The organism is Streptomyces sp. SLBN-8D4 (genome assembly GCF_049739545.1).
Taxonomy (GTDB): Bacteria; Actinomycetota; Actinomycetes; order Streptomycetales; family Streptomycetaceae; genus Streptomyces; species Streptomyces canus_C.
This window is the reverse complement of the sequence record NZ_JBMGQC010000001.1, coordinates 8,247,535-8,264,907: the sequence shown is the minus strand read 5'-3', so window position 1 is coordinate 8,264,907 and position 17,373 is coordinate 8,247,535. Positions and strand designations below refer to the sequence as shown.

General features: G+C 71.8%; 17 protein-coding genes, 1 pseudogene and 1 riboswitch. Of the genes and pseudogenes, 12 read left to right on the top strand and 6 right to left on the bottom strand.

The window, feature by feature from the left end; genetic code table 11:
- Window positions 1–216: 216 nt before the first annotated feature.
- Window positions 217–350, top strand: a riboswitch (cyclic di-AMP (ydaO/yuaA leader).
- 3 nt (window positions 351–353) lie between these two features.
- Window positions 354–827 (top strand): C40 family peptidase, encoded by a 474-nt coding sequence (locus RKD20_RS37615; protein ID WP_020122382.1) that lies wholly within the window; start codon window positions 354–356, stop codon window positions 825–827.
- A gap of 94 nt (window positions 828–921) precedes the next feature.
- Window positions 922–1,542, top strand: coding sequence for a DUF6328 family protein (locus tag RKD20_RS37610; RefSeq protein WP_424881591.1), 621 nt, complete (start codon window positions 922–924; stop codon window positions 1,540–1,542).
- A 35-nt stretch (window positions 1,543–1,577) separates the two neighbouring features.
- Here the strand turns inward: RKD20_RS37610 and RKD20_RS37605 are convergent, their stop codons facing one another.
- On the bottom strand, window positions 1,578–2,036 hold the full coding sequence (locus RKD20_RS37605) for an ATP-binding protein (RefSeq protein ID WP_424881590.1): 459 nt from the start codon (window positions 2,034–2,036) through the stop codon (window positions 1,578–1,580).
- A 213-nt stretch (window positions 2,037–2,249) separates the two neighbouring features.
- Here RKD20_RS37605 and RKD20_RS37600 point away from each other — a divergent pair, with 213 nt between their 5' ends.
- Window positions 2,250–3,110, top strand: a complete 861-nt coding sequence (locus RKD20_RS37600) for a helix-turn-helix domain-containing protein (RefSeq protein ID WP_424881589.1) — start codon at window positions 2,250–2,252, stop codon at window positions 3,108–3,110.
- A gap of 9 nt (window positions 3,111–3,119) precedes the next feature.
- Entirely contained in the window at window positions 3,120–3,341 is a 222-nt protein-coding gene (locus RKD20_RS37595; RefSeq protein WP_078612751.1) for a DUF397 domain-containing protein, read from the top strand.
- A gap of 40 nt (window positions 3,342–3,381) precedes the next feature.
- Here the strand turns inward: RKD20_RS37595 and RKD20_RS37590 are convergent, their stop codons facing one another.
- Complete coding sequence (locus tag RKD20_RS37590; protein ID WP_424881588.1) at window positions 3,382–4,509, bottom strand: 8-amino-7-oxononanoate synthase; 1,128 nt, start codon at window positions 4,507–4,509, stop codon at window positions 3,382–3,384.
- A gap of 148 nt (window positions 4,510–4,657) precedes the next feature.
- On the opposite strand from RKD20_RS37590, the gene bioB reads away from it, so the two are divergent.
- The 3 genes and pseudogenes from bioB to bioD all read left to right on the top strand — a co-directional run bounded on the left by bioB (window position 4,658) and on the right by bioD (window position 7,855).
- Entirely contained in the window at window positions 4,658–5,857 is a 1,200-nt protein-coding gene (gene bioB, locus RKD20_RS37585) for a biotin synthase BioB (RefSeq protein WP_424881587.1), read from the top strand.
- On the top strand, window positions 5,850–7,136 hold the full coding sequence (locus RKD20_RS37580) for an adenosylmethionine--8-amino-7-oxononanoate transaminase (RefSeq protein WP_424881586.1): 1,287 nt from the start codon (window positions 5,850–5,852) through the stop codon (window positions 7,134–7,136). Before bioB ends, RKD20_RS37580 begins: the two co-directional genes overlap by 8 nt.
- 1 nt (window position 7,137) lies before the next feature.
- Window positions 7,138–7,855: pseudogene (gene bioD / locus RKD20_RS37575) on the top strand (dethiobiotin synthase).
- A gap of 52 nt (window positions 7,856–7,907) precedes the next feature.
- Here the strand turns inward: bioD and RKD20_RS37570 are convergent.
- Window positions 7,908–8,897 (bottom strand): helix-turn-helix transcriptional regulator, encoded by a 990-nt coding sequence (locus RKD20_RS37570; RefSeq protein WP_424881585.1) that lies wholly within the window; start codon window positions 8,895–8,897, stop codon window positions 7,908–7,910.
- 93 nt (window positions 8,898–8,990) lie between these two features.
- Here RKD20_RS37570 and RKD20_RS37565 point away from each other — a divergent pair, with 93 nt between their 5' ends.
- Window positions 8,991–9,389, top strand: a complete 399-nt coding sequence (locus tag RKD20_RS37565) for a VOC family protein (protein ID WP_424881584.1) — start codon at window positions 8,991–8,993, stop codon at window positions 9,387–9,389.
- Between the two features lie 16 nt (window positions 9,390–9,405).
- Here RKD20_RS37565 and RKD20_RS37560 read toward each other — a convergent pair whose 3' ends face one another.
- Window positions 9,406–11,637 (bottom strand): LuxR C-terminal-related transcriptional regulator, encoded by a 2,232-nt coding sequence (locus tag RKD20_RS37560; RefSeq protein ID WP_424883410.1) that lies wholly within the window; start codon window positions 11,635–11,637, stop codon window positions 9,406–9,408.
- Between the two features lie 117 nt (window positions 11,638–11,754).
- Here RKD20_RS37560 and RKD20_RS37555 point away from each other — a divergent pair, with 117 nt between their 5' ends.
- Both RKD20_RS37555 and RKD20_RS37550 read left to right on the top strand, forming a co-directional pair.
- Window positions 11,755–12,441: an esterase/lipase family protein gene (locus RKD20_RS37555; protein WP_424881583.1), complete on the top strand. Its 687-nt coding sequence runs from the start codon at window positions 11,755–11,757 to the stop codon at window positions 12,439–12,441.
- 77 nt (window positions 12,442–12,518) lie between these two features.
- Entirely contained in the window at window positions 12,519–13,208 is a 690-nt protein-coding gene (locus RKD20_RS37550; protein ID WP_424881582.1) for a class I SAM-dependent methyltransferase, read from the top strand.
- On the opposite strand, the gene RKD20_RS37545 is transcribed toward RKD20_RS37550, so the two are convergent.
- Window positions 13,209–13,583 carry a hypothetical protein gene (locus tag RKD20_RS37545; RefSeq protein WP_020122368.1) on the bottom strand — a complete coding sequence of 125 codons (375 nt, stop codon included), beginning with the start codon at window positions 13,581–13,583 and terminating at the stop codon, window positions 13,209–13,211. It abuts the gene before it with no gap.
- On the bottom strand, window positions 13,580–13,804 hold the full coding sequence (locus RKD20_RS37540; protein WP_007380443.1) for a hypothetical protein: 225 nt from the start codon (window positions 13,802–13,804) through the stop codon (window positions 13,580–13,582). The genes RKD20_RS37545 and RKD20_RS37540 overlap by 4 nt, the downstream gene beginning before the upstream one ends.
- 159 nt (window positions 13,805–13,963) lie before the next feature.
- On the opposite strand from RKD20_RS37540, the gene RKD20_RS37535 reads away from it, so the two are divergent.
- Window positions 13,964–14,767, top strand: a complete 804-nt coding sequence (locus RKD20_RS37535) for an ABC transporter ATP-binding protein (RefSeq protein WP_424881581.1) — start codon at window positions 13,964–13,966, stop codon at window positions 14,765–14,767.
- A 4-nt stretch (window positions 14,768–14,771) separates the two neighbouring features.
- On the top strand, window positions 14,772–17,339 hold the full coding sequence (locus RKD20_RS37530; protein WP_424881580.1) for an FtsX-like permease family protein: 2,568 nt from the start codon (window positions 14,772–14,774) through the stop codon (window positions 17,337–17,339).
- The last annotated feature ends 34 nt before the right edge of the window (window positions 17,340–17,373 follow it).

The following is a 17,373-nucleotide window of genomic DNA, read 5'->3' as shown; positions in this document are numbered from 1 at the left end:
CTTCGCTAGCTCAGGTGTCCACCCGAACGGGTGAGTGGTGAGTAACAACACAAACCCCCGGTTCCATTGGGTTTTTGGGACATCCGTGCGCCAAGATCCCTGTCTGACGACAAGCCCCCGCCGCAGCGGCGGGGCGATCCGGGCGGACGCCGAGTCCTGCCGCCGCCCGGATGACCGGTCGACAGGAGTGGATCGGCAGGAGTGGAGGACCCAAGCAACGACGGGTCGCCGGAACGGTCACGCCATGACCGGGTCGAGCAGCCCTTGGGGTGAAGCCGCGTCAGCGGCCGGGCAACTTCGCCAGCCCGAATCCGACAGGTCATCCTTCACAGGCGGCTGACGAAGGGTTGCGCATGACTGCGCTCAATCGTGTCCCGTCGCTGATGGTCCGGGCCGGTACGGCCTCGGCCTTCGCCATCGCCGCCGTGGGCGGCTCCGTCGTGGTTCCGGGCGTCGCAGCCGACGCCGCCGCCGCGACACCGGCGACGAAGGCGCTCAAGGTAGCGGCCTCCAAGAAGGGCTCGCCGTACAAGTACGGCGCCACCGGGCCCCGCCGCTTCGACTGCTCAGGGCTCACGCTGTACTCGTTCAAGAAGGCGGGCAAGAAGCTCCCGCGCACGGCGGCCCAGCAGTACAACAAGACCCGCCACATCGGCTCGGGCAGCCGCAAGGCCGGCGACCTGGTGTTCTTCCACTCGGGTTCGAACGTCTACCACGTCGGCATCTACGCCGGGAAGGGAAAGATCTGGCACGCCCCGAAGACCGGGGACGTGGTGAGGCTGCAGAAGATCTGGACGAAGAGCGTCTGGTACGGCCGGGTCAAGTGACGCCCCCGAGGGGGCGGCGGCGACCTGACCTCCCGCCGTCCCCTCGGGTCTCCCGGGACGCGTGACACGGCTTCAGGTGGTTACCCGTGCCCGCATGGCCGACCACCGCCCGTGCACCGCCCGCAACGAGACCCCGCTGGAGCGCGCCGACCGCAACTTCGGCGAGCTGCTCCAGGAACTGCGCGTCACCCAGACCGGAGTGCAGATCCTCTTCGCCTTTCTGCTGACCCTGGCCTTCACCCAGCGCTTCCCGTCCCTCGACACCTTCCAGCGCGCCACGTACGTCACCACACTGCTGTTCGCGGTGCTCGCGGCGGCCCTCTTCACCGCGCCGGCCGCCCTGCACCGCTCGCTCTTCCAGCGCGGCGCCAAGGCCCGCATCGTGCAGGTCTCCTCCCGGCTAGCCACGATCGGCATGGGCGTTCTGGTGCTCGCGTTCACCGGCTCGGTGCTGCTCGTGGTGGACGTGACGACGGACCGGGCCGGCGGACTGGCCGCGGGCGCGGCGACCCTGCTGATGTGTCTGGGCCTGTGGGGCCTGCTCCCCCGCCTGGTCCTGCGGGCGGGACGCGCAGAGGAGCACAGGGCGGCGCAGGCGCAGGCACAGGCGCAGTCGCACCCGGCCCCCGGGCCGACGGAGCGCGAGGTGATCAGGCCGCGAGCGGCCGTTCGGCCCGGAGCATCACCGCGAGAGCCGTCACCGCGTCTGCGATGACCCCGGGACACATCGCCCTGTCGAACTGATGTCTTCTACGGCTCCTGCTGCCCCGCGGCGGTGACCGGCTCCGCCGGTACCGTCCACGGGAGTTCGATCGAGACGGTCTTGCCGCCTTCGCCGGTGGGCCTGACTCTCAGCCTGCCGCCGCTCTCGGCGGCGAGCCAGCGGATGATCACCATCCCCCGTCCGTTGTCCTGCTGGACCGCGGCCGGCAGGCGCTTGGGGAAGCGGGGGTGGCTGTCGGTGACCCCGATGCGCAGCTGTTCGTCACGGTCCAGCTCGATGTCCACCGTGAAGGTGGGTGACTGCCCGAAGGTGTGCTGTACGGCGTTGGTGGCGAGTTCGGAGACGATGAGCCGGACGGTCTCGGCGGCGTCCGTGGTCGGCGCCAGCCCCCACTCCGCCAGGGTGCTCAGGACGTAGGTGCGGGCCGCGGAGACCGAGGCGGGTTCGCTCGGCAGAGTGACGGATGCTTCCAGGTGGTCTGCCATGGCGACGTCGTCCCTTTCCCACGGGACCGGAGTCCGACACGGTGCGGATGGTTCGAGTACGGTCCCGGACTGGTGGTTCATCGTCAGAGTGCCATCACGGAGGCCGCGACGGGTGCCGATCCACCAAGATGTGCATATATCTGTCGCTCGAAGCGGTGAACTCTGCGACGCGAGACCGTATTTGGGCAGCTCGTCAGGAGTAAGGAGGAGCGCATGCAGCACGGCCCCGCGGTGCGCCGGCGGAAACTGGGCGCCGAACTGCGTGCGTTGCGCGCGAGTGCGGGGCTCACCAGCGGTGAGGCGGCCCGGCTCGTGGGCTGGCACCAGTCGAAGGTGAGCCGCATCGAGACCGGTGCCAGCGGGGTGAAACCGGCCGATGTGCGGTTACTTCTCGACGCCTACCGCGTGGGGGACGCGAATCTGCGGGAACTGCTGCTGGTATTGGCGGGCTCCGACGAGAGCGGCGGCCGGCACCACTGGTGGCACGCGTACCGGGGTGTCCTGCCGCCGACGTACCGGGACTTCATCAGTCTGGAGTCCCAGGCGAGCGCGATGCGCACGCTGGAGACCTCGGTCGTGCCCGGGCTGCTCCAGACGCCCGAGTACGCCCGCGCGGTGACCCGGGCCGCCGTGGACGGCCTGGACGACGAACGTCTCGACGCGCTGGTCGAGGTCCGGCTGGCCCGGCAGGACATCCTCCGTGCGCAGCCGCCCCTGGAGTTGAGCGCGGTCCTGGACGAGGCGGTGCTGCGACGGGAGGTCGGCGGCCCCGAGGTGATGGCCCGTCAGCGAAAGAGACTCCTGGAGGCGGCCCGGCTGCCTCAAGTGCGGCTGCAGGTACTGCCGTTCACTGCCGGGGCGCATGTGGGTATCACCGGGCCTTTCGTAATCTTCTCATTTTCGCGCACTTCTGATCTGGATGTGGTTGTTCTCGACCACTTGACGAGTAGCCTCTATCTCGAGCGGAAAGAAGACCTCCAGGCCTACACCGAGGCCTTCAACACCCTTCGGATCCACGCCCTTTCGCCCGAGGACTCGTTGGATTACCTCGCCGAGATGGGTGACGGCGCGTAAGGAGGCACCATGTCCGCACTGCCTCGGAACGTCATCTCCAGTACCCGATTGCCCGAAGTTCGCTGGCTGCGCAGCAGCTACAGCACAGGAGCGAACAACTGCGTCGAGACAGCGAGGCCGTCGGCCGGGCCATGTGCCGGGCTGCTCGCCGTACGCGACTCCAAGAACCCGGACGGACCCGCGCTGCTCTTCTCCCCCGAGAGCTGGGCGGGCTTCGTGCGCGCGTTCTGACCGTTTCAGCCCGTTCGGCGCACGGCCGTGTCACGCCGACTCATGGTCGTGTCCCGCCGATCACCTGAACTGCGCGTTCGATCTGCTCCTCGGAGAGGTCCGCGCGGGCGGTCAGCCTGAGCCGTGAGATGCCGTCGGGCACGGACGGGGGCCGGAAACAGCCCACGAAGAGCCCGGCGGCACGGCAGTCGGCCGCCCACTGAACGGCCTCCTCCGGGGAGGGTGCGCGCACCGAGACCACCGCGGCGTCCGGACGTACCGCTTCCAGACCCGCGGCGGTCAGGCGTGCGTGCAGTCCGGTCGCCACCTCGCGCGCGCGTGCGGCGCGCTCGGGCTCACGGCCGAGCAGCCGCAGGGCCGCGAGGGCGGCTCCCGCCGAGGCGGGGGCCAGACCGGTGTCGAAGATGAACGTCCGTGCCGCGTTGACCAGATGTTCGACGACCCGTGCGGGGCCGAGGACGGCGCCGCCCTGGCTGCCGAGCGACTTGGACAGCGTGACCGTGACGACCACGTCGTCGGCGCCCGCGAGTCCCGCCGCCTGCGGGGCGCCGCGGCCGCCGGCGCCGAGCACGCCCAGGCCGTGGGCGTCGTCGACGACCAGGCCCGCGCCGTGCTCCCGGCATGCCTCGGCGAGGCCGGCCAGGGGTGCCGCGTCGCCGTCGACCGAGAAGACCGTGTCGGACACGGCGACGGCGGGCCCCTCGTGGGTGCCGAGCGCCTTGCGCACCGCGTCCGGGTCGGCGTGCGCGACGACCTGGGTCGTACCGCGGGCCAGCCGGCAGCCGTCGATGAGGGAGGCGTGGTTGCCCGCGTCGGAGACGATCAGGGAGCCGTGCGGCGCGAGCGCGGTGACGGCGGCCAGGTTCGCCGCGTAGCCGGAGGAGAAGACGAGCGCCGCCTCGAAGCCGCAGAACTCGGCCAGTTCGCGTTCGAGCCGGTTGTGCAGCTCGGTGGTGCCGGTGACGAGCCGGGAGCCGGTGGCGCCGGCGCCCCAGGTCCGCGCGGCCGCCGCGGCCCCTTCGACGACCTCGGGATGCCGGGCGAGGCCCAGGTAGTCGTTGCTCGCGAGATCGAGCAGCGGCGAGTCGGCCGGGCGTGGCCGCAGGGTCCGTACGAGTCCGGCCCGCCGGCGCGCCGCCGCCTGCTCGTCGATCCAGCCGAACGCCATGGGTCCTCCGGGGCTTTTGTAGACAACGGACAGACCCTAGCGGCAGCAAACGCTACCTACGGTGTGGCAATACCCACACGTCGAAGCGGGTGTGTTGTGCGATCCCTACCTTGGCCCGGAGCGGGTCCGTAGGACAGGATCGGCTCTCATGGACCTGCTGAACACGCTGGTGGACAAGGGGCTTCGGCGCGAGCTGCCGACCCGCGAGGAGGCGCTGGCCGTGCTGGCCACCTCCGACGACGACCTGCTCGACGTGGTGGCCGCGGCCGGAAAGGTGCGCCGGCACTGGTTCGGACGGCGGGTGAAACTCAACTATCTCGTCAACCTGAAGTCGGGGCTGTGCCCCGAGGACTGCTCCTACTGCTCCCAGCGGCTGGGCTCCTCGACGGGCATCCTGAAGTACACCTGGCTCAAGCCCGAGCAGGCCTCCCAGGCCGCGGCGGCGGGCCTCGCGGGCGGCGCCAAGCGGGTCTGCCTGGTGGCGTCCGGGCGCGGTCCGACCGACCGTGACGTGGACCGGGTCGCGGGCACCATCAAGGCGATCAAGGAAGAGAACGAGGGCGTCGAGGTGTGCGCCTGTCTCGGTCTGCTCTCCGACGGCCAGGCCGAGCGGCTGCGCGAGGCGGGCGCGGACGCCTACAACCACAACCTCAACACGTCCGAGTCGACCTACGGCGACATCACGACCACCCACACCTACGCCGACCGCGTCGACACCGTGACCAAGGCGCACGCAGCCGGTCTGTCCGCCTGCTCGGGTCTGATCGCCGGCATGGGCGAGAGCGACGAGGACCTGGTCGACGTCGTCTACTCGCTGCGCGAGCTGGACCCCGACTCGGTCCCGGTCAACTTCCTGATCCCGGTCGAGGGCACCCCGCTCGCCAAGGAGTGGAACCTCACCCCGCAGCGCTGCCTGCGCATCCTGGCGATGGTCCGCTTCGTCTGCCCGGACGTCGAGGTCCGCATCGCGGGCGGCCGCGAGGTCCATCTGCGCACGATGCAGCCCCTCGCCCTCAACCTCGCCAACTCGATCTTCCTCGGCGACTACCTCACCACCGAGGGCCAGGCCGGCAAGGCCGACCTGGAGATGATCGCGGACGCCGGCTTCGAGGTGGAGGGCGCGGGCGAGGTGACTCTCCCGGAGCACCGGGCGACGGCCGGCGGCGGCTGCGGCTCGCACGAGTCCGCGGGCTGCGGGTCCCACGAGGGCGCGGGCTGCGGCTCCCACGAGGGCGGCGGGGTCTGCGGTACGACGGTCCCGGCCGCCGCCCCCGCCAACGAGGCGCGGACCGATCTCGTCGCCGTACGCCGTCGAGGTGCCGGAACGGATCTCGCGCCCAATGCCTGATCTGCCCGGCCTGCCCGTGCCGGAGCTGCTGGCGCTCGACCGGCGGCATGTGTGGCATCCGTACGGTCCGATGCCCGGCCGGGTCGATCCGCTCGTGGTGGAATCGGCGAGCGGGGTGCGGCTGCGGCTCGCCGGGGGCCGCGAGCTGGTGGACGGGATGTCCTCCTGGTGGTCGGCGATCCACGGCTACAACCACCCGGTGCTGAACGAGGCCGCGCGGGAGCAGCTCGGGCGGATGAGCCATGTGATGTTCGGCGGGCTCACCCACGAGCCCGCCGTCCGGCTCGCGAAGCTCCTTGTCGACATGTCTCCCGAGGGCCTGGAGCATGTCTTCCTGGCCGACTCGGGGTCGGTGTCGGTCGAGGTCGCGGTGAAGATGTGCCTGCAGTACTGGCGTTCGCTGGGCCGCACGGGCAAGCAGCGTCTGCTGACCTGGCGCGGCGGCTACCACGGCGACACCTGGCAGCCGATGTCGGTGTGCGACCCCGAGGGCGGGATGCACGAGCTGTGGTCCGGGGTCCTGCCCCGCCAGGTGTTCGTGGACGCGCCTCCGGCCGCGTACGAGGAGTCGTACGCCGACCTGCTGCGCGCGGCGATCGAGCGGCACGCCGACGAACTGGCCGCGGTGATCGTGGAGCCGGTGGTGCAGGGCGCGGGCGGGATGCGGTTCCACTCCCCCGCGTATCTGCGGGTGCTGCGCGAGGCGTGCGACACGCACGACGTGCTGCTGGTGTTCGACGAGATCGCGACCGGTTTCGGCCGCACGGGCGCCCTGTTCGCGGCGGAACACGCGGCGGTGACTCCGGACGTGATGTGCGTGGGCAAGGCGCTGACCGGCGGCTACCTGACGATGGCGGCGACCCTGTGCACGCCCCGGGTGGCCGACGGCATCTCGCGTGGCGAGGTGCCGGTGCTCGCCCACGGCCCCACCTTCATGGGCAACCCGCTGGCCGCGTCGGTGGCCTGCGCGTCGATCGACCTGCTGCTCGGGCAGGACTGGCTCTCCGAGGTCAAGCGGATCGAGGCGGGGCTGCGCGAGGGGCTGACGCCGGCCCGTGAGCTCCCGGGCGTGAAAAACGTGCGGGTGCTCGGCGCCATCGGGGTCGTCCAGCTGGACCACGACGTCGACATGAGGGCCGCGACGGAGGCCGCCGTCCGCGAGGGCGTGTGGCTGCGGCCGTTCCGCGACCTCGTCTACACGATGCCGCCGTACGTCACGAGTGACGAGGACGTGGCACGGATCGCGCGTGCGGTGTGTGCCGCCGCCCAGGAGGGATGACATGCCGGTACTGGTGATCACGGGGACGGGCACGGAGGTCGGCAAGACCGTCACCACGGCCGCCGTCGCCGCCGCCGCGCTCGCCGCCGGACGGACGGTCGCCGTCCTGAAGGCCGCGCAGACCGGTGTGGGGCCGGACGAGCCCGGGGACGCCGACGAGGCCGTCCGGCTCGCGGGTGCCGTGACTAGGGCCGAACTCGCCCGCTTTCCCGAGCCGTTGGCCCCGGCGACGGCCGCGCGGCGGGCCCGCTCTCCGGCCGGTGCGCCCGCTGGAGGTCGCCGAGGCCGCCGCCAAGCTGGCCGTCGAGCACGATCTGGTCCTGGTGGAGGGGGCGGGCGGCCTGCTCGTCCGCTTCGACGACGAGGGCGGGACGCTGGCCGACGCGGCGGAGCTGCTGCGGGCGCCTGTCCTGGTCGTGGCGTCGGCGGGCCTGGGCACGCTCAACACGACGGAGCTGACGGCCCGTGAACTCCGGCGCCGCGAACTCGACTTGGCGGGTGTGGTGATCGGCAGCTGGCCCGACTCCCCCGACCTCGCCTCGCGTTGCAACCTCGCGGATCTGCCGGACGTGTCCGGGGCTCCGCTGCTCGGCGCCCTGCCGGCCGGTGCGGGCCGGCTCGCTGCGTCCGACTTCCGTGCCGCGGCGCCGAGTTGGCTGGCGCCACGGCTGGACGGGACGTGGGACGCGGCGGCGTTCGGGGTGCGCGAGGCTCCCTGAGCGGGCCTCGGGGAACCTCCGGGTGTCCGTCCGATGACGTCCGTCCTCGTTGTCAGGCTCGGCGGGCGCAGGACGCGAGGCGGTCGGCGAGCGCGATGACGAGGTCGCGCAGTTCGGCGGGGCGCTCGATGACGAACGGCCGGTCGAGTGAGGCAAGGACCCCGGGCAACCAGTCGAGCCGCTCCGCCCGCAGCTCGACGCGCAGCCAGCGCTCGGCCGCCCGGTCCTCGCCGTCCGTGGACTCGTTCTCCTCCAGGCTCGCGACGGCGGCCGGGAGGCGGGCGCGGATCTGCTCGGCGGTCCCGTGGATCCGCAGGATCACCTCATGCCGGTACTCGGCCGTGGCGAATCCCGACAGCACACGCTGTGCCGGAGTGGGACCCACGGGCGCTTCGAACGAGCCGGGCAGGGCCCTGGCGTCCGCGATGCGATCGAGCCGGAAGGTTCGGTCCTCGCCGACCTGGGCGTCCTTGCCCGTGACGTACCACCGGCCCGCATGGGCGACGATCCCGTACGCGTGCAGTGTGCGCTCGCTGTGCCGTCCGTCGCGGTCGGTGTAGCGGATCGAGACCGGCCGGCGGTGGCGCACCGCGTCGGCGACGGTCAGCAGGAGCCCGGCGTCCGGGTGGTCCGACTCGCCGGACCGGTCCGTGAAGTCGAGAGCTTCCAGGAGCGCGTCGAGCCGGCGGGCGATGTGCCGGGGCAGCACCCGCCGGATCTTCGCCGACGCCGTCTCGTTCGCCGTGCGCTCCGTCGGCGTCAGCCCCGCCCGGCGGCCTGCGACCAGGCCGAGCAGTACGGCCAGCGCCTCGTCGTCGCTGAGCATGAGCGGAGGCAGGCGGTACCCGGGACCCAGCCGGTACCCGCCGTAGCGGCCGCGCACCGACTCCACGGGCACGTCCAGGTCGATCAGCTGGTTCACATACCGCCGCACGGTGCGTCCTTCGACGCCGAGACGGTCGGCCAGCTCGGCCACGGTCCGGGTGCCGCCCGACTGCAGCAGCTCCAGGAGTGTCAGCACGCGGCCGGTGGGTCGGGGCATGTTCGCAGCCTAACGCGAATACAGGACCGATTCTGTCCTCTATTACTCCTAGTCTGCGACGAGCACGCCTTCAGCACAGCCAAGGAGATTCCCATGGACTTCGTCTCGATCCGCATCATCACCAGCGACGTCACGCGCCTCGTCGAGTTCTACGAGCGAGCCACGGGGATGCGGGCGGTACGGGCCACCGAGGACTTCGCCGAGCTCAGGACCGCGGGCGCCGCCCTCGCGATCGCGAGCACCCGCACCGTCCCGCTGTTCGCCCCGGGCTCCGCCCGCCCGGCGGACAACCACAGTGTGATCACCGAGTTCCTCGTCGACGACGTGGACCGTGTTCACCAGAACCTGACCGGCTTCGTCACCGACTTCGTCAACGAGCCCACCACGATGCCCTGGGGCAACCGGTCGCTGCTGTTCCGCGACCCCGACGGCAACCTCGTCAACTTCTTCACGCCTGTCACCCCGGCGGCCATCGAAAAGTTCGCACGCTGACGCCACGCACAGCCGCTCACCGCGTCCAGGAGCCCTCGCTCTCCGCGATGAGCCGCACCAGTTCGATGCGGGAGCGGATGCCCAACCGGGTGAAGACGCCCCGCAGATGGTGGTCGATCGTGCGCGGGCTGAGGGCCAGCCGGGCGGCGATCTCCCGGTTGGTGGCTCCTTCGGCGACCATCCGGGCGACCAGCAACTGCTGGGCGGTGAGGCGTGCGGTGGGTTCCACCGAGTGGGTCGGTGCCGCCGGGGCGCCGAGGGCGCGGAGTTCGGCTCGGGCCTGGGCCGCGCAGTGCGGGGCGCCGAAGTGTTCGAAGGCCGCCAGGGCACTGTGCAGGCGGTCGCGGGCCTCGGCGCGGTGGCGCAGCCGGCGCAGAGCACTGCCGAACAGGAGCTCCGTGCGGGCGCGTTCGAAGTCGCGGGTCCCGCGGGCGTGCAGGTCGAGCGCCGCACGGTAGTGCTCGACCGCCTCCTCGCCGGGAGCCAGCAGCGCACGGCATCGGGCGCTCAGGGCGAGGTCGTCGGGGCTGCGTACGGCCGTGGCCCAGCGGTGGTAGTCGGCGTGGGCGCCACGGGCGATCCTCGTGTCGTCGGTGCGGACGGCGGCCTCGACGTAGTGCGGGGTGGCCAGGTGCCGGATGGCCCGGTGGCCGTGGCCGGGGCCGAACCCGGCGAGGGCGCGCAGCCGGGCCGCCGCGCCGGCGAAACGGCCGTCGGTGAGGTCGAGGAAGGCGAGCGCCCACTGGGCGAGCGCGGCGGGCAGGCCGAGGCCCCGGGCGAGGGCGTACGACCGTGCGGCGGCGGCGCGTTCGCGGCAGACGTCCGCGTCACCCGTGATCGCCGCGAACATGGCGAGGGCGGCCTGGAGGTGGCAGGCCCCGTTGTCCTGCCCGGTGGCGTACGCCTGATGCAGGGCCTCCGTCGCCGCGGTCTGTCCGGCCTGGGGGCGGCCGGTCCAGAAGTCGGCGTAGGCGCGGAACTCCATGGCCTGGGCCACGACGGCCGTCGCGCCCCGGGCGCGGGCGGAGGTGACGGCCCGGAGAGTCGCGGTGGCCGCGCGGGTGTGGTCGCCGAGCATCAGCGCGGCGATGCCCGCGTGGATCAGGACGGTGGGGTCGCCGCCGGGACCGCAACGCCCGGCGGCCGCCTGGAGGAGGTCTCGGGCGTCCTCGTACCGCCCCTCGAAGGCGGCAGTCAGTCCGCCGAGCGTGCCGGGCTGCGCGATCCCGAGTCGCCCGGCGACCCGGGCGGCCTCCCGGCAGCGGCGCAGGTCGCCGGTGTAGATCGCGGCCTCGGTGGCGCGGGCGAGGAGATGAGAGGCGGGGTCGATGAACACCTCACCGTCACCAGGTGTCCCGTCCGCCTCTGGAGAATCGTTCCCTCTTCGGGCTCTCGCGCGGTGCGCCGCCGCGCCCAGGAGCGCGTCGAACGCCTCCGTCGCATTGCCTTCGCGCAGCGCGAGCAGACCCGAGAGGGCGTCGTCGGCCGTGCCGTCGGCCGCCAGTCGGCGGGCCCGGTCGCCGTCGCCGGCCTGCCAGGCGTCGGCGGCGGCACGTGTCACCAGACGGGAGCGTTCCGCCGGGTCCGGACAGAGCGCGGCGGCCCGCTCCAGCAGGACCCGGGCCAGGGCGATTTGTCCGGTGCGCCGGGCCTTGTCCGCGGAGCCGCGGAGCTCCGCGGCAAGCCGTCCGCTCGGACCCAGAGCGCCCGCGCCCCGGTGCCAGGACCGACGGGGAGCCTCGCCGTCGCCGTGCAGCACGCGGGCCAGCAGGCGGTGGACGTCCCGGCGGTCGGCCGGGGTGCCGGACTCGTACGCGGCGATCCTCGTCCAGGCGTCCCGGAAGACGACCCCGCCCGCCCCCGAGTGCGCCACGCCGACCGCCTCCGCGGCTTCCAGCGGGCGGGTGTCGAGGCGGGCGGCGGTGACGGCGCGCAGGAAGGCGTGGGTGGCGACCGGGTACTGGTCGGCCGCAGCGAGGAGCAGGAGAAGGCGGGTGTCGTCGGGCAGGACCCGGATCTCCGCGCGTAGCGCACGCAGCAGTGCGGGGGCGATGTCGGCGGGGTCGGTGGGGAGCGGGTCCAGGCCCGCCGACTGACGGTCGGTCAGCAGCGTCACGAGTTCGGCGGCGGCGCGCGGATCACCGTAAACGGAATGCGAGAGCCGCACCCTGATGCCCTCGGGGAGGGCCGAGATCACGGGCTGCGGTGGCGAAGTGGGGGTCTGATGCGGAGGGTTCACCGGAGTCACCACGCAACTCACGTTACTGGCGAGTTAATTGACCCGTAAAGACCGGCGACTTCGCCGATGCGGAGCGCGTAGACCCCGCCGACACTCCTGACAACCCCACCCGTTTCAGGAGGCATCATGCAGCGCTTCGGGCGTCGCATCGCCGCGGCCGCCACGGCCGTGGTCACTTCTCTCCTTCTGGCACTCTCCTTCGCCGCGGTCCCCGCTCACGCGGCGACCCACAACCCCGTCGTCTTCGTGCACGGCCTCAGCAGCGACGCGAGCAGCTGGGACGACTGGATCGCCGACTTCAAGGCGGACGGCTACACCACGTCGGAGCTCGACGCCTGGTCGTACAGCTGGTCGCAGTCGAACGTGACCACCGCCCAGCAACTGGCCACCGAGGTCCAGCGGGTGCTCAAGGCGACCGGCGCCTCGAAGGTCGACCTGGTCACCCACTCGATGGGCGCGCTGAGCGCCCGCTACTACCTGAAGAACCTCGGCGGCACCGCGTACGTGGACGACTTCGTCTCGGCCGCCGGCGTCAACCACGGCACGACCACGGCCTCCTGGTGCTCGTGGCTGTACACCTCGTGCGCGGAGATGTACACCGGCAGCTCCTTCCTCACGGCCCTCAACTCCGGCGACGAGACGCCGGGCAGCGTCAGCTATGCCAGCTACTGGTCCAACTGCGACGACGCCCTCACCCCCGACACCACGGCGATCCTCAGCGGGGCCACCAACGTCGAGGTCGGCTGCATCTCGCACACCGACATGAACAACGACCACGGCGTCTACGAGCAGGTGCGCGACTTCGTCCGGTGAGTCCCAGCAGGGGTGCGACGGGGTCCCGCGGGGGACAATTGCGGTGAGGTCGGTCCTGTCCGGTGAGGGAGGCTGCCATGGCACCGCGGTCCGCCGGTTCCGGGAAGGTGTCCCGGGACCCCGTCCAGCATCCGCTGTTCGCCCGGTACTACGCCCGGGTCAGTGTCGCCGCCGAGACCCGGATAGGCATGGCCGGCGTGCGAAAGCGGCTGCTCGCCGGGCTGTCCGGGCGGGTGCTCGAGATCGGCGCGGGCAACGGCCTGAACTTCTCGCACTATCCCCGCGCGGTCTCCGAGGTCGTGGCGATCGAACCGGAGCGCCGGCTGCGGCAGTTGGCGGTGGAGGCCGCCCTGCACTCGGAGGTACCGGTCGACGTGGCGCCCGGGGCCGCGGAGGCGCTGCCCGTCAAGAGCGAGGCGTTCGACGCCGTGGTGTTCTCGCTGGTGCTGTGCAGTGTGCGCGACGTGCCGCGGGCGCTCGGCGAGGTGCGCAGGGTGCTGCGGCCCGGCGGGGTCGTGCGGTTCTTCGAGCACGGCAAGGGCGGCGGTCCGGCGATGCGCTTCACCCAGCGTGCCCTGGACCGCACGCTGTGGCCGCCGCTGACCGGCGGCTGCCATCTGGGCCGTGACCCGGTCGCGGCCCTGCGGGCGGCCGGCTTCGAACTCGGCCCCTACCGGCGGGTGTTGATGCCGGAAAAGGGGCCGACGCTGCCCACGTCCTTCTGCGTGCTGGGCACCGCCTGGCGGCCGATGCCGGCGGAGCGCTGATCAGAGCGTCCATCTCCGCAGCTCGCGGGCAATGTCGTGCACCGAGGCGTCGCCCTTCTTGGCCACCTTGGCGAGGTCCCGGACGAGTTCGGGCGAGGTGACGACCCTGAGCCCGCTCGCGACGAGATAGGCGTACCCGACCGCGCAGGCGAAGAGCGCGTTGGTGCGCTCCAACGCCGGGACATGGATGAGGAGTTGCAGCAGCGCGGCGGCACGCAGGTGCGGGCCGTCGTAGACCGGGATGTCGAAGATCTCCGCCTGGTGGCGTGCCACGGCGGCGACCAGCGCGCCCCAGTCGGTGACCTGGGGATCGCCCGGGGTCTTCTGCTCCGCGAGCATCAGGAGCCAGGCGAGGTCGATGTGCAGATCGCTCAACGAGTCTCGTGGTCCTTGCCGAACTCCTCCGCGAACACGGATTCGTACTGCTTCATGAAGTCGGCCGCGGCCTCCACGAAGGCCTGGCCCGCCTCGCCGGTGTCTTTCATGACCAGTTCCTCGATGTAGCGGTTGACGCTCACGCCGCGGGCGAGGGCACGTTCACGGGCGGCGCGGGCGGTGCCCTCGTCCACCCGCACGTTCAACTGAGTCTTCGCCATACTTCGAAGCTAGCGCCGAAGTGCTAGCGCTGGCAAGAGGGGCCTTCAGGCCTAGCAGGTGCCCCTTACACGGGTATCAGGGACCAGACCTGGGGTGGAGGCCGCCTCGACCCCAAGAGGGATATCAAGTGTGGGGCGAATCACACTACCCTCGGCCTCATGGCAACTGCTGCGGAGGACGCTCCGGACACCGCCCCGGCCGACAGGATCGCTGCCCGCGCCCGCGGTCTGACCAAGGCGTACGGCTCGGGCGAGACGGCCGTGATCGCCCTGGACTCGGTGGACGTGGACATCGCGCGGGGCCGCTTCACCGCGGTCATGGGGCCCTCGGGCTCCGGGAAGTCCACGCTGATGCACTGCCTGGCGGGGCTCGACTCCGTGTCGGCCGGCCAGGTGTGGCTCGGCGACACCGAGATCACGGGGCTCAAGGATCGCGAGCTGACCCGGCTGCGCCGGGACCGGATCGGGTTCATGTTCCAGTCGTTCAACCTGATCCCGACACTGAACGCGGCCGAGAACATCACCCTGCCCATGGACATCGCGGGCAAGAAGCCCGACGAGAAGTGGCTGGACCAGGTCATCGACACCCTGGGCCTGCGGGACCGTCTGAAGCACCGGCCCGCGCAGCTCTCGGGCGGCCAGCAGCAGCGCGTCGCGTGCGCCCGGGCGCTCGTCTCCCGGCCCGAGCTGATCTTCGCGGACGAGCCGACCGGCAACCTCGACTCACGGGCGGGCCTGGAGGTCCTCGGATTCCTGCGCGAAGCAGTCGACCAGCTCGGGCAGACCGTCGTCATGGTCACCCACGACCCGGGCGCCGCCACCCACTCCGACCTGGTGCTCTTCCTCGGGGACGGACGGATCGTGGACAGCATGGAGCGGCCCACCGCGGAGGCCGTGCTGGAACGCATGAAGCGCTTCGACGTGATCCGCGGCCAGTTCGACGCCGACACCGACGAGGGCTGACCCCGTGCTGAAGGCGACCCTGCGCAGTTTCCTCGCCCACAAGGGACGGCTGCTGCTCTCCGCGCTGGCCGTGGTCCTGTCCGTGGCGTTCGTCTCGGGCAGCCTGATCTTCTCCGACACCCTGAGCAGCACCTTCGACCGGCTCTTCGCCTCGACCGCGCCCGACCTCACGGTCAGCCCCAAGGAAGACCTGAGCGAGGCCATCCCGTCCGGCACGACGGCCACGCTGCCGGCCGCGCTCGCGGACCGGGTCGCCCGGGTCGACGGGGTCGGTGCCGCGCGCTTCGACGCGGAGGACGACGGCATCACCGTCGCCGACGCCGAGAACGAGTCGGTGGGCTCGACCACCGGCGCCCCCACCATCGGCACCGACTGGAACCCGACCTCGCGCAGCCCGCTGAAGCTCACCTCCGGCCACGCCCCGCACGGCCCGGCCGAGGCGCTGCTCGACTCGGAGACCGCCGACCGCAAGGACCTGCACATCGGCGACCCGCTCACCGTGATCGCGGCGCCCGGCTCGTTCAAGGTGCGGATCGTCGGCATCGCCACGTTCACCACCACCAACCCCGGTGCCACGCTGCTGTTCCTCGACCCGCCGACCGCGCAGGCGAAGCTGCTCGGCTCCTCGAAGGCCGCCACCAGCATCTCGGTCGACGCCGCCGAGGGCGTCAGCAACGACCAGCTCAAACAGCGTGTGGCCGCCGCGCTCGGCACGGGCACCTACGAGTACCGGACCGCCGACGAACAGGCGAAGTCGGACGTCGACCAGCTGGGCGGATTCCTCGACGTCATCAAGTACGTCATGCTCGGCTTCGCGGGCATCGCCGTCCTGGTCGGCATCTTCCTGATCGTCAACACGTTCTCCATGCTGATCGCCCAGCGCACCCGTGAGCTGGGCCTCCTGCGCGCACTCGGCGCCGACCGGCGTCAGGTCCGCCGCTCGGTGCTGACCGAGGCCACCCTGCTCGGCCTGGTCGGCTCCACGGTCGGGCTCGGCACGGGCATCGGGCTCGCCGTCGGGCTCATCGCGCTCATGAACGCGTTCGGCATGAACATCCGGACCGGCGAGATGGTCATCGGCTGGGGAACCCCCGTGGCGGCCTACGTCGTCGGCGTGGGCGTCACCTTCGTCGCGGCCTATCTCCCGGCCCGGCGCGCGGCCGGCGTCTCCCCCATGGCGGCCCTGGCGGACGCCGAGATCGCCGGGATCGGCAAGCCGCTGCGTGTGCGGGCGATCGTGGGCGGGGTCGTCGGCGCGGGGGGCGCGGCCGCGTTGGTGGGATGTGTCACCGCGTCCAGGACGGCGTCCGCGGCCTCCCTCCTCGGCCTCGGCGTCGTCCTGACGCTCCTGGCCACCGTCATCGCGGGCCCGCTGCTGGTGCGTCCGGTGATCCGGGTGCTTGGCGGCGCCTTCCCGGCCCTCTTCGGCCCGGTGGGGCGGATGAGCCAGCGCAACGCCCTGCGCAACCCCCGCCGCACCGGCGCCACCGCGGCCGCCCTGATGGTCGGCCTCGCCCTGGTCGGCGGGATGTCCGTGGCCAGCGCCTCGATGTCCAAGTCCTTCGACGACCAGATCGACAAGACGCTGGGCGCCGACTTCGTCGTGCAGAACGGCAACTTCCTGCCGTTCCCGCAGGAGGTCACGGACGCGGTGCGCAGGACCGAGGGCGCCGGGCTCGTCGTACGGTCGAGATTCGCCCCGATCGCCGTACGGCTGCCGGACGGCAAGCGCGTGGAGACCACGGCCGCCGGGTACGATCCGCGGCTCGACGAGGTCGCCCACATCACCTACGCGCAGGGCGACACCGCGGCCGCGCTCGCCGCGGGGCACCTGGCCATGGACCTGGACTTCGCGCGCGACCACCATGTGAAGGTCGGCAGCAGGGTCCCCGTCGAGTTCCAGGGCGGGCGCCGGACCGAACTGACCGTGGGCGCCCTCACCGACCAGGACTCGGCGGACGGGTTCGGGACGCGGGGCGGCATCTACTTCGGCCTCGGCACCCTGGAGCGGTTCGCGCAGGGCGGCCAGGACTCCGCGCTGTATGTGAACGCAGCCTCCGGCGCCGGCGCCGACCGGCTGCGCGCGGCCCTGGAGAAGACGCTCGACCCGTATCCGCAGGTCCAGGTGCGCGACCTCGCCGACTACAAGGACCTGGTCCACGACCAGATCGCCGTCCTGCTCTACCTCGTGTACGCGCTGCTCGGGCTCGCTATCGTCATCGCGGTGCTGGGCGTGGTCAACACCCTCGCCCTGTCGGTCGTGGAGCGCACCCGGGAGGTCGGGCTGCTGCGCGCCATCGGGCTCGCCCGGCGTCAGCTGCGGCGGATGATCCGGCTGGAGTCGGTGGTCATCGCCGTGTTCGGCGCGGTGCTCGGGCTCGCCCTCGGGCTGGTGTGGGGCGTGTGCACCCAGCAGGTGCTGGCGCTCCAGGGCCTGAACGCGCTGGCGATCCCCTGGGGCACGATCGTCGCGGTCGTCGTCGGCTCGGCGGTGGTGGGGATCGTGGCGGCGCTGCTGCCGGCGTTGCGTGCATCGCGCATGAACGTACTGGCGGCGATCGCGCACGAATGATGGAATCGCGGGGCAGACAACTCAAGTCGCTTGC

What these genes read in the sequence shown, in the direction of transcription:
- RKD20_RS37615 (WP_020122382.1), top strand. Translation starts at nt 354, where the DNA reads ATGACTGCGCTCAATCGTGTCCCGTCGCTGATGGTCCGGGCCGGTACG.
- RKD20_RS37610 (WP_424881591.1), top strand. Translation starts at nt 922, where the DNA reads ATGGCCGACCACCGCCCGTGCACCGCCCGCAACGAGACCCCGCTGGAG.
- RKD20_RS37605 (WP_424881590.1), bottom strand. Translation starts at nt 2,036, where the DNA reads ATGGCAGACCACCTGGAAGCATCCGTCACTCTGCCGAGCGAACCCGCC.
- RKD20_RS37600 (WP_424881589.1), top strand. Translation starts at nt 2,250, where the DNA reads ATGCAGCACGGCCCCGCGGTGCGCCGGCGGAAACTGGGCGCCGAACTG.
- RKD20_RS37595 (WP_078612751.1), top strand. Translation starts at nt 3,120, where the DNA reads ATGTCCGCACTGCCTCGGAACGTCATCTCCAGTACCCGATTGCCCGAA.
- RKD20_RS37590 (WP_424881588.1), bottom strand. Translation starts at nt 4,509, where the DNA reads ATGGCGTTCGGCTGGATCGACGAGCAGGCGGCGGCGCGCCGGCGGGCC.
- bioB (WP_424881587.1), top strand. Translation starts at nt 4,658, where the DNA reads ATGGACCTGCTGAACACGCTGGTGGACAAGGGGCTTCGGCGCGAGCTG.
- RKD20_RS37580 (WP_424881586.1), top strand. Translation starts at nt 5,850, where the DNA reads ATGCCTGATCTGCCCGGCCTGCCCGTGCCGGAGCTGCTGGCGCTCGAC.
- RKD20_RS37570 (WP_424881585.1), bottom strand. Translation starts at nt 8,897, where the DNA reads ATGCCCCGACCCACCGGCCGCGTGCTGACACTCCTGGAGCTGCTGCAG.
- RKD20_RS37565 (WP_424881584.1), top strand. Translation starts at nt 8,991, where the DNA reads ATGGACTTCGTCTCGATCCGCATCATCACCAGCGACGTCACGCGCCTC.
- RKD20_RS37555 (WP_424881583.1), top strand. Translation starts at nt 11,755, where the DNA reads ATGCAGCGCTTCGGGCGTCGCATCGCCGCGGCCGCCACGGCCGTGGTC.
- RKD20_RS37550 (WP_424881582.1), top strand. Translation starts at nt 12,519, where the DNA reads ATGGCACCGCGGTCCGCCGGTTCCGGGAAGGTGTCCCGGGACCCCGTC.
- RKD20_RS37540 (WP_007380443.1), bottom strand. Translation starts at nt 13,804, where the DNA reads ATGGCGAAGACTCAGTTGAACGTGCGGGTGGACGAGGGCACCGCCCGC.
- RKD20_RS37535 (WP_424881581.1), top strand. Translation starts at nt 13,964, where the DNA reads ATGGCAACTGCTGCGGAGGACGCTCCGGACACCGCCCCGGCCGACAGG.